This is a genomic window from Citrobacter sp. T1.2D-1 (assembly GCF_950098555.1).
Classification (GTDB): domain Bacteria; phylum Pseudomonadota; class Gammaproteobacteria; order Enterobacterales; family Enterobacteriaceae; genus Citrobacter_A; species Citrobacter_A telavivensis.
Genome location: NZ_CATNHH010000067.1, coordinates 241904 through 256112, shown reverse-complemented (window position 1 = coordinate 256112; position 14209 = coordinate 241904). Strand labels below are relative to the sequence as shown.

The following is a 14209-nucleotide window of genomic DNA, read 5'->3' as shown; positions in this document are numbered from 1 at the left end:
ATAATATGTCAGCAGGAACGTTAACCCTGACCAATAACTCAGATTTGGTCTCCGGGGTAGGCACCTCATTTTCCACGGAACTGACCGCTGGTGATTTTGTTGTCGCTACCGTTGGTGGCGTTACTTACACGCTGCCGGTTAAGTCCGTTGAAGGTGATACTGAAATCACCCTCATCAGCAAATATCCCGGACCGACACATCAAGGTTCTGCGTGGAATGCAGTACCACGTGCCACACAGAACCAGGTGACAGCGGCGCTGGTAGTGCAGAGCACCGAGGCGTTGCGTGGGCTGAACTATGACAAACAAAACTGGCAGGCTGTATTCAGTGTGGATGGTCATATCACCGTCATGTTGCCGGATGGCTCCTCCTTTTCTGGTCCTTCGTGGTTAAGTATTGCAAACATTCTGAACACACTGGATGTTGAGTATCTCGATCAACTTGCTGCACAAATCAAACAGGATGCACAGCAGGTTGAAGCCGATAAAAACACTGTCGTTGAAACTGCATCACAGGTATCAACTGATGCGCAGACTGCGTCCACTGCTGCAACTGGTGCGCAGGGCTCAGCCGCTGATGCTGCCGAGAGTGAAACGAATGCCGAAGGCTATAAGGAACTGGCTCGAAAATATGCGTTTAACCCGGAAGATAACCCGGTAACCGGTAGCGAATATTCAGCGCTTCACTATTCGGAGAAAGCGAGGAAATCCGCTGAAGAAGCGGCATCACACAACCCTGTTGAGGCACTCGTTAAATCGCTGAACCTGTCCGACCTGGCAGACCGTGCAGCCGCCTGGCTTAACCTCCGCCCTCTTGGGTCTACTCCGCTGGCAGGAGACCCCATAAACCCATACGACGCAACTACCATGCGTTGGGTTGAGAACTACGTAAGCGGCGGAGGTGGTACAGGGCCGACCATGAACGGGGTACAAAACTTCGGTGTAGGGTTGCCGACTTTGTGGACCAGTCGCGCGTTTATTCCGGCCTGGTCAGTGCTGTCCGACGGGCAATTACTAAACCGCGCTGACTGGCCTGAACTATGGGTGCACGCGCAGATGCACACACCGATCGATGATGCCGATTGGGTGGCTAACCCCGGGAAGCGTGGCAACTACTCAACCGGCGACGGATCGACTACTTTCCGTGTGCCAGACTTTAACGGTGTTCAAGCCAACTCAATTCCGGGACTGTTCGGACGTGGTGATCAGGGTGGGTTATTGCCAGCGGGCAATGTATACGAAAGCGCCGCACCTGACATTGCCGGTACATTAAACTTCCGGCAAGTTCGAGCGCCAGCGGGAGAATTAAATAATAACCTGGTTGGGAGTGGTGGCGCGTTCTCCACATCAACCGGAACAACAGGACAGTACGGACCTATTAGCCTCAACGGCACGCTAGCCACTGCGTTGCAGTTGCTATCATTTAAAGCTTCCGACAGTAACCCTGTATATGGGCGTAGCGCTAACCAGGTATGGCCTAACTCTTTTGTCGGTGTCTGGATCATCCGCGCATCCGGCGGGTTTACGGCGGCTAACACGCTATGGACAGTTACTAACGCGGACGCCTCTTTGCCGGGTTCTGGAACATTAGTAAAAGGCGGGGAAGTAAAATCCGTCTATCGCGCCGATGAGAAAACGGTGCACGAAATGGCTATGCAGTCCGGCTATACGGTTGGAAACAACTTAGCCGAAGGCAATATTACACAATCACGGTATGACGCATCCGGAGTTCTTGTTGAGGCGGAATCATATGGATTCAGGTCTAACGGCCTGGGTGGCTCAGTGATAACGCACATACCAGGACAGACAAACAGTTTTGGCAACTGGCAGAAACTTATCTCAACGCAAAGGACATATTTCTTAACTGGCGACACCGATACCCCGACCGGTGGTGTCGTGTTCGGGTTCAGTACCGGGCATGCTATAGCGGCGGCGGGGCAGTACGGACTTCAGGTATGCGGGCGGAATAGCGGTATGTGGTTCCGTTCAGTAGAGGGTGGCAATTTCCAGGGCTGGCAGAAGGTAACATCAGCAGCCGTATGTGATGCCACGCTTAAGGATGAGATCACTGATACAGACGGCACGTTATCGCTGGAAAACATCAAAGCGATGGAGTTAAAAACATTCGTCTATAAGGATGATGATAAGCGACGTGTACGGCGCGGGGTGATTGCCCAGCAGATCCGCAACATTGATCCGTGCTACGTCAAGGAAGTGCACAACGGTGACGAAGTAAACCTGGTGCTGGACAGCAACCCGTTATTGCTGGATGCCATTTCCGCCGTTAAGGTTCTGGCGCGGCAGGTGGAAGAGTTGCAGGCCGAATTAAAGACGCTGAAAGGCGAGTAAAAGAAGGGGGCCAGTAGGCCCCTTTTTTTGGGTTCAGTCTCTGAACAGTGATCTATGAGTTTAAAGATCAGCAAGATACTCAGCGTTAAATATTGATAGTTTCCGCCTGTATTAAACTGTGTCGAACCGGGCATGATAGTCCATTTCGGCATACTAAAACCTGTAATATTTGCGTATCCGAAGGCTGGTAATCATTATAAAAATTTAGCTCAATTTAGGTAACTAGTGGATATCGTCTATCAGTCTGTAGTAAACAATATAGAAGGATTTTCTTGCGTAAAATGAGGGGAGAGGGATTTGCTTACGTTTTATGAGATTGCATCAATCAACCATAGATTACTGGATATCAGTGATACATGGGCCGATTTGTGGGTGTGCCTTCACTATTTACCAGTTGGTATCGGAAGGGTAAGAATGCTTCGCTATACTAACTTGGTTGGTAGTAATTTGACCTTTGAGCAAAGAGGAAGATTGAAGGAAATAAATATAATAGCTCCTTCGCCGGTTCGAAACATAATTTTACGCAGAAGGGAAATTTATCCTGATGATGTTTATGTTTTCCAGAGTCATTCTAATCGAGTTAAAGCAGAGGAAAAACCCGTGACAGTTGTTGCATTTAACCGGGCGCTTAAGCTCGCCTCTTCGGGGGTTACGACAAAGAATGTCACCAGTAAATGCGCCTGAAAAAAGTTGCCGTTGTTCGTCGTATGCAGGAACGGACGGCGGCTGGCGATCGTTCGATAGTGCGAGTATTGAATGATTGCCAGCCGGTGCGGATTCTACATATGCAATATGACAAAACAATGCTCTTATTCTGACACCAGCCACATATCAGATTCTTCAAACATTTCCTCAAGCATGCGGTTCAGCCGTTCTTTCTCAGTTTTGGTGCAGTCGCTGTTTAAGGCGTTAGCCTGCATTGGCTTTACCCTCACCTCAGCATCGGGAAAAATCCGGTGCACCCGCTTCGTCAATTCGGCCAGAATGATGTTACTTGCACCTGGCAACCCGGCAACGTTTCTCTTGTCATAAACCAGCTCAACAAACATTTTTATCTTCTCCCTTTACTGGTTGGATATACAGTATTTATACTGTGTTTTTATACAGTGTCAATAGTAGATAGAGGTAACTATGGGCTTCCCTTCTCCGGCAGCGGACTACGTTGAGCGGCACATATCGCTAGACGAGAAATTTATTGAGCATCCATCAGCTACATACTTCATGAGAGCAGGGCAGACATACTGGAGAGAAGGCATTTTGAACGGTGCATTGTTAGTCGTTGATAGTTCACTTACGCCATGTGATGGTTCTCTTCTCGTCTGCAACATAGAGAATGAGCTAAGGATAAAGCGTTATCATTTACACCCAAGACCGCACCTGGTGAATCTGGAGAACGGTAAGCGCGAAGAGATACCAGACTTAACGGGTGACTACAATGTGACTTCGCCAGTATTTGGGGTGATCACTTACATCATCAACGATGCTCGCTCTGGTGAGTTTGATGATTGTCCTGTAATGTGAAAGCTTAAAATATTGTGTACATTTTTGGGTACATAATGCATTTAATATTTATGTATAAAATCATTATATTCAATTACTTATTAATTTTAATGACCTTATCCATTTAACTAAGGGGACGAAGCGGCACCGAGTATACCGGTTTTTGTTTGCCTCGGTAAGTGAGGGGCCGCCTGACTGTTCAAACCGTCGCCATTCAGGACTGTTTTTCCACCTTTTTCTGCGCGTTGTCTCTTTTTTGCGCCGCTATCCTGGCTTCTTCTTTACGCTTGTTGCTCATATCATTGCGGATCTGCGCGTGGCTCATCAGGGCAAAGATAAAGGTACCGCCGCAAATGTTTCCAGCAAGCGTCGGTAAGGCAAATGGCCAGAGGAAGTTGCTCCAGTGCAGCGTACCGTTAAATACCAGATAGAGAATTTCAACCGAACCCACCACGATGTGAGTGGTATCGCCCAGCGCAATCAGCCACGTCATCAGGATAATCACCACGATCTTCGCTGCGCCCGCTGCCGGGAACATCCAGACCATAGTGGCAATCAGCCAGCCGGAAATAATGGCGTTGGCAAACATTTCCGTGGGGCTGTTTTTCATCACCTCCATGCCTATCTTAACGAACGCATCACGGGTCTCTTCGTTGAAGATAGGCATGTATTCAAAGGCCCACGCTGCAATCGCAGTGCCCAGTACATTCCCCAACAGCACGATGCCCCACAGTCGCATTAACAGGCCCGCGTTACCGAACGTCGGATTTTGCATCACGGGCAACACGGCGGTGACGGTGTTTTCGGTAAATAGCTGCTGACGAGCCATAATGACGATGATAAAACCAAAGGTATAGCCGAGATTTTCCAGCAAGAAACTGCCCGGGACGCCCTTCAGCTCGACGTGGAAGATGCCTTTTGCCAGCAGTGAGGCTCCCATCGAAAGCCCGGCGGCAATGGCTGACCACAACAGCGCCATCGCATCCCGCTCCAGCTCTTTCTCCCCGTCCTGACGGATATGCTCGTGAATCGCCATCGCCCGCGAGGGGAGGCGGTCCTCATCCACTTCTATCTTCTTCCCGCTCTGTTTCTCTTCACTTTCGACGGCTAGCTCGTCGCTATGTGTATCTATCTTGTCGTTTTCATGATCAACCATCATTCATCCCCGGTATGAGCACAGACAAAATAAAGCGTAGCGGTTTTTCGCCTGAACCCCGTCAGGGCATACTCTGAAAACGCAAAAATGGTAACGTTTGTTTTTCGCTATCTCGCTAGAATAGAAGCGCGGCGATTCTGGTGTGACCAGGCTATGATCACATCAACGAGTTCGGTGATATAGACATCGTTTGACGTACTGTTACAATCGCTCACACCTTTACAGGCGGATACGGTAGCGTTCCGTCATGGATGGCAATCAGCGATAGCCATAATTAACAGGGAGACATTTATGAAGCTTCGCCTGTCGGCGCTTGCGCTGGGAACCACACTGCTGGTGGGGTGTGCAAGTTCTGGCACAGAACAGCAGGGGCGTTCAGACCCGTTTGAAGGGTTCAACCGCACCATGTACAACTTCAACTTTAATGTGTTGGATCCGTATATCGTTCGACCGGTGGCTGTCGCCTGGCGTGATTATGTTCCGCAGCCTGCCCGTAATGGTCTGAGCAACTTTACCGGAAACCTGGAAGAACCGGCGGTCATGGTGAACTATTTCCTGCAGGGTGATCCCTATCAGGGGATGGTGCATTTCACCCGTTTCTTCCTCAACACGATTCTGGGGATGGGCGGCTTTATTGACGTCGCCGGTATGGCTAACCAGAAACTGCAGCGCGTTGAGCCACATCGCTTCGGCAGTACCCTCGGCCACTATGGCGTAGGTTACGGTCCTTACGTGCAATTACCGTTCTACGGCAGTTGGACTATTCGTGATGACGGCGGTGATATGGCGGATACGTTCTATCCGGTTCTTTCCTGGCTGACCTGGCCGATGTCTATCGGTAAGTGGACGATTGAAGGGATTGAAACCCGCGCGCAGTTGCTGGATTCCGATGGTTTGCTGCGCCAGTCCTCCGATCCCTACATTATGGTTCGTGAAGCTTACTTCCAGCGTCATGACTTTATCGCGGATGGCGGGAAGCTCAAGCCGCAGGAAAACCCGAACGCGCAGGCGATTCAGGACGAACTGAAAGAGATCGATTCCGAGTGAGTCGATTGGGCAAATAAAAAGGTGAGCAAAAAGCTCACCTTTTTTACATCTGCAACTTTTACATCTGCAACAAATCAGAATGCGTAGTTGAAGTTGGTACCAAAGAGCCAGGCTTTACCTTCGGACTCGAACTGGTATGGACCTTCGCTAATTTTAACGCTCTGACCGTGCATGTAAGAGACGCCAACGTCCACTGAAGCATCTTTATTGAAGGCGTAGGTGGTACCGGCGCTCAGCCAGAAGCGGTCCTGATCCGGAATTGAGATAGAACGGTTTTGAGATGGAACCGGGCTATCATCGAAGGCGATACCGGTACGGAACGTCCAGTTGTCATCGTAGTAGTAGGTGGTACCCAGTGCGATGCGGTAGGCGTCTTTAAAGCCTTCATCTTTCTGGAACAACGTCTGACCACTGGTGGATTTCGCTTTCAGCTCCTGGAACTGACTCCAGCTGGTATAGGCCAGGCTGTAGTGAATAGCCCACTGCGGCGCCACGCGGTTATAACCCGACACTTCCCACATTTCTGGCAGGTTCAGGGTCAGATAACCCGACTGGGTTGCGCCGCCGGTAGCGGTCGGGATGCCCAGGTTGTAGTTGTTGATCGCTGGCGGCAGATCGCTGCTGTAGTTGCCTTTAAAATCAATTTTGACTTCCGAACGGTAGGTCAAGGCGTAGCGGTTGTTCTTATCCAGTTCATACAGGATCCCGGCGTTCCAGCCGAAGCCCCATTGGTTACCGTTCAGGTGGGCAATTTTAGTATCGCTCGGGATGCCGTTTGCGGTGGCAGCCAGTTGCTGACCCTGCGGCGTTTGTCCGGCAGGCGATTGCATTACCTGACCGGCGACCAGTTGACCCAGGTCACCGGCGAAGCGTTCGATTTTCGCCCGTGCATAAACGGCGTTCAGACCGAGACCAAAGCTCCAGGCGTCATCCAGGCGATAAGCACCGCTCAAGTTGAGGTTCATGGTTTCAAGGTCGGTGGTACCGCCGACAGAACCGCCCGCGTAGGTATCGTTAAACTCTGTCGCCAGACCGTAGTTAGAGGTAATTGATGCTCCCCAACCGAACTGATCGTTAATTGGCGCAACAAAGTGCGCGTTTGGCACCCATGCCGTTGGTGCGATGTTATCCGCATCAAGGCTACGGCCAGACGGCGAGCGTCCGCTGATGTTGACGTCCGGATCGATATAGACCGCACCCGCAGAAAACGTTGGGCGATCGAACATCGTGATCAGCGCTGGGTTACGGCTGACGTTACCTGCATCGTCTGCGATAGCGCCTTCACCCGAATAAGCCCGGCCGAGGCCAGAGGAAGAAAATTCGTTTAACTGAAAGCCTGCAGACCAGGCCTGGGTGGAGATAATTGCCACTGCGACTGCGAGAGCAGACTTTGTTAACAGGGTTTTCTGGCTCATGACCATAACCTCAATTGATTTATTTTTATACAAACTATGTTACATGGTGTAACAGGAGCGCGAAGTGTAGGGTCTGTGGTACGACTTAGAAATCAGACCAGTGGCGTGAGTATAGGTCTGACCAGATGAAATGTTGCAAGTATGTTTATAAGTTTTTTCAATTGTGATCTTAAAAACGCGATCCAGCTGGCAAAATTGACGGTTTGCGCACTCATTCTTTTGGGTGAAATTTGTTCTGGATCATTTTTAAGTGTGATTTCGGTCACTTATCGCATTTCGCACAATTAACAACTGGAGAGGCGAATGTGGGGAGCGTAAAATATCCCCATCGTTTATCTGGCACCCTGGGTGCAAAATACAGAGGAAATCTACAATGAGTAAATGCAGTGCTGATGAAACCCCGGTTTGCTGCTGTATGGATGTTGGTACCATCATGGACAACTCCGATTGCACCGCATCATACAGCCGCGTGTTCGCTAACCGCGCAGATGCAGAAGAGACGCTGGCGGCGCTGACCGAAAAAGCGCGTAGCGTGGAATCAGAACCGTGCAAAATCACCTCAACCTTCACCGAAGAGTCTGACGGTGTGCGTCTGGATATCGATTTTGTCTTCGCCTGTGAAGCCGAAACCCTGATCTTCCAGCTGGGTCTGCGTTAATCCCGCCTCGTTGTTTTTGATGCCCCGGTGATTTTTCCCGGGGCATTTTCATTTCAGGCAGTGATTATTCACTGTGCCATAGCTCTCACTTTCTTTGCGCACCGCTTGGCTAAATGTAAAAAATTGGTTAAGACTATGATCAGGTCAGACCACTTATTTTATTTTTACAGGGGAGTGTTATGCGTCAGGTTTTACCGCTGGTCACCCGTCAGGGCGATCGCATCGCCATTGTGAGCGGATTACGTACGCCTTTTGCCCGTCAGGCGACCGCCTATCATGGCATTCCCGCCGTCGATCTCGGCAAAATGGTGGTTGGCGAACTGCTTGCGCGCAGTGAAATCCCTGCCGATGTTATTGAGCAACTGGTTTTTGGGCAGGTCGTCCAGATGCCGGAAGCGCCGAACATTGCCCGTGAAATTGTGCTCGGGACCGGGATGAATGTGCATACCGATGCCTACAGCGTCAGTCGTGCCTGTGCGACCAGTTTTCAGGCCGTCGCTAACGTTGCGGAAAGCCTGATGGCCGGTACTATTCGTGCAGGTATCGCCGGCGGGGCGGACTCTTCTTCGGTGCTGCCCATTGGCGTCAGCAAAAAACTGGCGCGGGTGCTGGTTGATGTCAACAAAGCCCGCACGATGGGGCAGCGTCTGCAACTCTTTTCCCGTCTGCGCTTGCGCGATCTGATGCCCGTCCCGCCTGCCGTGGCGGAGTACTCTACCGGCCTGCGAATGGGCGATACCGCCGAACAGATGGCGAAAACCTACGGCATTACCCGTGAACAACAGGATGCTCTGGCGCATCGCTCTCATCAGCGCGCCGCCCAGGCGTGGGCAGAAGGAAAGCTGGCCGATGAGGTGATGACCACCTACACGCCGCCTTTTAAAGATCCCCTGTCTGAAGATAACAATATTCGCGGCAACTCCACGCTGGCGGACTATGCCAGACTGCGTCCGGCATTTGACCGGAAACATGGCAGCGTAACGGCGGCAAACAGTACACCGCTGACGGATGGCGCGGCGGCGGTCATCCTGATGACGGAATCCCGTGCCAAAGAGTTGGGGCTGGTTCCGCTCGGCTATCTGCGCAGCTACGCGTTTACCGCAATTGATGTCTGGCAGGATATGTTGCTGGGACCGGCCTGGTCCACGCCGCTGGCGCTGGAACGTGCGGGGATCACGATGGCCGATCTGACGCTTTTCGATATGCACGAAGCCTTTGCCGCGCAGACGCTGGCGAATCTCCAGTTACTCGGTAGTGAGCGCTTTGCCCGTGAGGTGCTCGGTCGGTCCCATGCCACCGGTGAAGTCGATGACAGCAAATTTAACGTACTCGGCGGCTCGATTGCCTTTGGACATCCGTTTGCCGCGACGGGCGTGAGGATGATTACGCAAACCCTGCACGAATTACGCCGGCGCGGTGGCGGCTTGGGTCTGGTCACCGCCTGTGCGGCGGGTGGACTGGGTGCGGCAATGGTTCTGGAGGCGGAATAATGGAAACGACATCGGCTTTTACGCTTAACGTTCGTCTGGACAACGTCGCCGTCATTTCCGTTGATGTCCCAGGAGAAAAGATGAACACCCTCAAGGCGGAATTCGCCTCCGAGGTTCGGGTCATACTTAAACAGATCCGTGAAAACAAGGCGATTCGCGGCGTCGTGATCGTTTCCGCGAAAGCGGACAATTTCATTGCCGGGGCGGATATCAATATGATTAGTCGCTGCAAAAGCGCGCAAGAAGCGGAAACGCTGGCGCGACAGGGGCAGCAACTGATGGCTGAGATCAACGCGCTGCCGATCCCGGTGGTTGCCGCCATTCACGGAGCCTGTCTGGGCGGCGGGCTTGAACTGGCGCTGGCCTGTCATGCGCGTGTCTGTACGGATGATGCGAAAACGGTTCTCGGTTTACCGGAAGTTCAACTGGGACTGCTACCGGGTTCAGGCGGCACCCAACGGCTTCCGCGACTGGTAGGCGTCAGTACGGCACTGGATATGATCCTCACCGGTAAGCAACTTCGCGCGAAGCAGGCGTTGAAAGCGGGGCTGGTGGACGAGGTGGTTCCGCAGACGATCCTGCTGGACGCCGCCGTGGAATGGGCGAAAAAAGATCGCCCCAGTCATCGATCCCTTCCGGTTCGTGAACGTATTCTGGCGGGCCCACTTGGGCGAGCGTTGCTGTTCCGCATGGTCGACAAGAAAACAGAACAGAAAACTCAGGGTAACTACCCGGCGACAGAACGCATTTTGCAGGTGATTGAAACGGGACTGGCGCAGGGCAGCAGCAGCGGCTATGACGCGGAAGCGCGCGCATTTGGCGAGCTGGCGATGACGCCGCAATCCCAGGCGTTACGTAATATCTTTTTTGCCAGTACGGACGTGAAAAAGGATCCGGGCAGTGAGGTTTCGCCAGGACCGTTACGCAGCGTCGGCGTATTAGGCGGCGGGCTGATGGGCGGGGGCATTGCATACGTTACTGCCTGTAAAGGTGGCTTGCCAGTTCGCATCAAAGACATTAATCCCAAAGGAATCAATCACGCACTGAAATACAGCTGGGATCAGCTTGAAACGAAGGTACGTCGCCGGCATATCAAAGCCAGCGAGCGTGACAAACAGCTGGCGCTGATTTCAGGTTCGGTGGACTATCGCGGCTTTTCCCATCGCGATGTGGTTATTGAGGCGGTGTTTGAAGATCTGTCGTTAAAACAACAGATGGTGGCGGAAGTTGAGCAAAATTGCGCATCTCACACCATTTTTGCGTCCAATACCTCATCTTTACCCATTGGCGATATTGCAGAAAAAGCGGCCAGACCCGAGCAGGTGATAGGTCTGCACTTCTTTAGCCCGGTTGAGAAAATGCCGCTGGTGGAGGTGATCCCGCATGCCACGACGTCGGGGCAAACCATCGCCACCACGGTTAAGTTGGCGAAAAAACAGGGCAAAACACCGATTGTGGTGCGTGATAAGGCTGGATTCTACGTAAACCGTATTCTTGCACCGTATATCAATGAAGCGATTCGCCTGCTAACCGAAGGCGAGCGGGTCGAACAGATCGACAGCGCACTGGTAAAGTTTGGTTTTCCTGTTGGGCCAATCCAACTTTTGGATGAGGTCGGAATCGACACAGGCACTAAAATTATACCGATACTGGAAGCCGCTTATGGCGAGCGTTTTAGCGCCCCTGCAAATGTTGTTTCATCAATATTGAATGACGATCGCAAAGGTAGAAAAAATGGTCGGGGTTTCTATCTTTATGGGGCGAAAGGGCGTAAAAGCAAAAAACAGGTCGACCCCGCAATTTATAGGCTTATTGGCGCGCAGGGGCAAAGTCGGCTCTCCACCCAGCAGATTGCGGAACGTTGCGTCATGTTAATGCTCAATGAGGCGGCGCGCTGCTTCGATGAGCAGGTGATCCGTAGCGCGCGCGATGGTGACATCGGCGCGGTGTTTGGTATTGGTTTTCCTCCGTTTCTCGGTGGCCCGTTCCGTTATATGGATTCTCTCGGCGCGGGTGAAGTGGTTGCGGTATTGCAACGTCTGGCTTCGCTGTATGGTCCACGGTTTTTGCCGTGCGATACGCTGTTACAGATGGCGGAGCGGGGTGAAAGTTTCTGGAAAGCAGATGCAACTGACCTGAATTAACAAGGTCAAATGTAAGGTAAATCCGTACTGAATGGTTGTGGTTTGGTTAAATTGTAAACACAGATTGACTATACTTACGCCATTGAGGTAAAACACAGCGTTTCATTCAGTGAACGGATAAGGCACAATGCCGGCCACTGCATTACAGCAACCCTGAGAGGTTTTAGCTGGGGTGCGTGTGATTCTGGTTAACAAAAGCGGTGCAATATGCAAGTTTTTATCATGCGTCACGGCGACGCGGCCCTCGATGCCGCCAGTGATTCGGTTCGTCCCTTAACCACCTGTGGTTGTGATGAATCCCGCCTTATGGCGAACTGGCTGAAAGGTCAAAAAGTGGATATCGAACGTGTTCTGGTGAGCCCGTTCCTGCGAGCCGAACAAACGTTGGATGTGGTAGGGGGATGCATGAACCTGCCAGGCGACGTGGATGTTTTGCCGGAGTTGACTCCCTGCGGCGATGTCGGTCTGGTCAGCGCTTATTTACAAGCTCTGGCCAATGAAGGTGTCGCCACCGCACTGGTGATTTCCCACCTCCCGTTAGTGGGTTACCTGGTGTCCGAGCTGTGCCCAGGCGAAACGCCGCCGATGTTTACCACCTCAGCGATTGCCAGTGTAACGCTGGATGACAGCGGAAAAGGGGTATTCAACTGGCAGATGAGTCCGTGTAACCTCAAAATGGCGAAAGCGATTTAACCTGTCGTCTTATCCTGTATCGGGATGAGGTTTGTCATACTCTCAAAGAGCCGCTGATGCGGCTCTTGTTGTTTTTGCGCTCAGGGCAGTTCCGGCGGTGCCCACTCTTCCACCTCGATCAGCACCAGCAGCGCGGCATCGCCGCCGTACTCTTTTGGTGCTTGATGGAAAGCCATGACATGCGGATGTTGCGCCAGCCACAGGGGCGTCTGTTGCTTCAGCACATGTTTGCCGTGACCGTGCATCACACAGGCGCAAAACACATGCTCCCGTCGACAGGCGGCAATCAGCGCGCCCAGTTCCTGCTTGGCCTGAAGCTGCGTCAGACCGTGTAAATCGAGAAACAATTCCGGAGAGTAATCGCCACGACGCATTTTCTTCAGTTCGAAATGGCTGACGTCAGGACGAACATATTTCACCGGGCCTTCCGTATTCAGCAGCGGCTGAAACTCATCAGAGAAATAGTGGCTGGCATCGGCCTGCTCAGAAAGCAGTCGCTTAACCGGAACTTCGGTGACCTTTTTACGTAGCGGGCGATGAACAATCGTGTCCTGTTTAATCTGACGGGTGCCGGTCATCAACTGTCGGAACAGCGCCTGGTCCTCCTCGCTGAGCGATGTTTTCTTTTTCATTCTGCGGTCTCATCTTTTTTTATTATCCGCTAGTTTACCCGACTCGATGCGGATGCGAATGCTCAAAACGCAATTTTCACCCGCTACCCCTGCGTGATTGCTGATTTATCGCCGTCTTCATGGCAAACTAGCCGCCGAAATTAATGCGAGCATGCCCTGGAGGAACAAATGGATAAAATTTTCGTTGATGAAGCAGTGAGTGATCTGCATACCATTCAGGACATGTTGCGCTGGGCGGTTAGCCGTTTTAGTGCGGCGAATATCTGGTACGGTCATGGTACGGATAACCCGTGGGATGAAGCCGTACAGCTGGTACTGCCCTCGTTGTATCTGCCGCTGGATATTCCCGAAGATATGCGCACCGCGCGCCTGACCTCCAGCGAACGCCACCGTATTGTTGAGCGCGTGATCCGTCGCGTGAACGAACGTATCCCGGTGGCCTATCTGACCAATAAAGCCTGGTTCTGCGGCCATGAGTTCTATGTCGATGAACGCGTGCTGGTGCCGCGCTCTCCGATTGGCGAGCTGATCAACAACCGCTTTGCGGGTCTGATTGCACAACAACCTCACCACATACTGGATATGTGTACGGGTAGCGGTTGTATCGCTATTGCCTGCGCCTACGCCTTCCCGGAAGCGGAAGTGGACGCGGTAGATATCTCGGCAGACGCGCTGGCCGTGACGGAACGCAACATTGAAGAGCACGGTCTGATCCATCACGTCACGCCCATTCGCTCCGATCTGTTCCGCGACCTGCCTAAGGTCCAGTACGACCTGATCGTGACCAACCCACCGTACGTTGACGCGGAAGATATGTCCGATCTGCCTAATGAATATCGTCATGAGCCGGAACTGGGGCTGGCGTCCGGTACTGACGGCCTGAAACTCACCCGTCGCATTCTGGGCAACGCGCCGGATTACCTGTCTGATGACGGTATTCTGATTTGTGAAGTCGGTAACAGCATGGTACATCTGATGGAACAATACCCGGATGTGCCGTTCACCTGGCTGGAATTTGACAATGGCGGCGATGGCGTCTTTATGCTGACCAAAGCCGAATTGATCGCTGCCCGCGAGCACTTCAGCCTCTATAAAGATTAAACCACAACGACAACAACGAGACCGC

12 protein-coding genes are annotated in these 14209 nt (G+C 52.2%); 8 read left to right on the top strand and 4 right to left on the bottom strand.

Features of this window, described 5'->3' with window-relative positions:
• The first annotated feature begins 5 nt into the window (after positions 1-5).
• Positions 6-2348: a tail fiber domain-containing protein gene (locus tag QQZ17_RS26340; protein WP_342395161.1), complete on the top strand. Its 2343-nt coding sequence runs from the start codon at positions 6-8 to the stop codon at positions 2346-2348.
• Between the two features lie 809 nt (positions 2349-3157).
• On the opposite strand, the gene QQZ17_RS23705 is transcribed toward QQZ17_RS26340, so the two are convergent.
• Positions 3158-3397 (bottom strand): DinI family protein, encoded by a 240-nt coding sequence (locus QQZ17_RS23705; RefSeq protein ID WP_104446768.1) that lies wholly within the window; start codon positions 3395-3397, stop codon positions 3158-3160.
• A gap of 82 nt (positions 3398-3479) precedes the next feature.
• On the opposite strand from QQZ17_RS23705, the gene QQZ17_RS23700 reads away from it, so the two are divergent.
• On the top strand, positions 3480-3869 hold the full coding sequence (locus QQZ17_RS23700; protein ID WP_284554190.1) for a HumD family translesion DNA polymerase: 390 nt from the start codon (positions 3480-3482) through the stop codon (positions 3867-3869).
• 193 nt (positions 3870-4062) lie between these two features.
• Here QQZ17_RS23700 and QQZ17_RS23695 read toward each other — a convergent pair whose 3' ends face one another.
• Positions 4063-5004: a formate/nitrite transporter family protein gene (locus QQZ17_RS23695; protein ID WP_152406284.1), complete on the bottom strand. Its 942-nt coding sequence runs from the start codon at positions 5002-5004 to the stop codon at positions 4063-4065.
• Positions 5005-5295: 291 nt separating this feature from the next.
• On the opposite strand from QQZ17_RS23695, the gene mlaA reads away from it, so the two are divergent.
• Complete coding sequence (gene mlaA / locus QQZ17_RS23690; protein ID WP_152403284.1) at positions 5296-6051, top strand: phospholipid-binding lipoprotein MlaA; 756 nt, start codon at positions 5296-5298, stop codon at positions 6049-6051.
• Positions 6052-6125: 74 nt separating this feature from the next.
• On the opposite strand, the gene fadL is transcribed toward mlaA, so the two are convergent.
• The gene (fadL, locus tag QQZ17_RS23685; RefSeq protein WP_152403287.1) at positions 6126-7466 is read right to left on the bottom strand and encodes a long-chain fatty acid transporter FadL; all 1341 of its coding nucleotides are present in this window, start codon (positions 7464-7466) and stop codon (positions 6126-6128) included.
• Between the two features lie 373 nt (positions 7467-7839).
• Between fadL and QQZ17_RS23680 the strand changes: the two genes are divergently transcribed.
• The 4 genes from QQZ17_RS23680 to sixA all read left to right on the top strand — a co-directional run bounded on the left by QQZ17_RS23680 (position 7840) and on the right by sixA (position 12451).
• On the top strand, positions 7840-8124 hold the full coding sequence (locus tag QQZ17_RS23680; RefSeq protein ID WP_046483140.1) for a YfcZ/YiiS family protein: 285 nt from the start codon (positions 7840-7842) through the stop codon (positions 8122-8124).
• A gap of 179 nt (positions 8125-8303) precedes the next feature.
• On the top strand, positions 8304-9614 hold the full coding sequence (fadI, locus tag QQZ17_RS23675; RefSeq protein ID WP_152403289.1) for an acetyl-CoA C-acyltransferase FadI: 1311 nt from the start codon (positions 8304-8306) through the stop codon (positions 9612-9614).
• Positions 9614-11758: a fatty acid oxidation complex subunit alpha FadJ gene (fadJ, locus tag QQZ17_RS23670; RefSeq protein WP_284554189.1), complete on the top strand. Its 2145-nt coding sequence runs from the start codon at positions 9614-9616 to the stop codon at positions 11756-11758. The genes fadI and fadJ overlap by 1 nt, the downstream gene beginning before the upstream one ends.
• A 207-nt stretch (positions 11759-11965) precedes the next feature.
• On the top strand, positions 11966-12451 hold the full coding sequence (sixA, locus tag QQZ17_RS23665; RefSeq protein ID WP_152403292.1) for a phosphohistidine phosphatase SixA: 486 nt from the start codon (positions 11966-11968) through the stop codon (positions 12449-12451).
• 80 nt (positions 12452-12531) lie between these two features.
• Here sixA and smrB read toward each other — a convergent pair whose 3' ends face one another.
• Entirely contained in the window at positions 12532-13083 is a 552-nt protein-coding gene (smrB, locus tag QQZ17_RS23660) for an endonuclease SmrB (RefSeq protein WP_046483131.1), read from the bottom strand.
• Positions 13084-13251: 168 nt separating this feature from the next.
• On the opposite strand from smrB, the gene prmB reads away from it, so the two are divergent.
• Positions 13252-14184 (top strand): 50S ribosomal protein L3 N(5)-glutamine methyltransferase, encoded by a 933-nt coding sequence (gene prmB, locus QQZ17_RS23655; protein WP_152403294.1) that lies wholly within the window; start codon positions 13252-13254, stop codon positions 14182-14184.
• Positions 14185-14209: the final 25 nt, after the last annotated feature.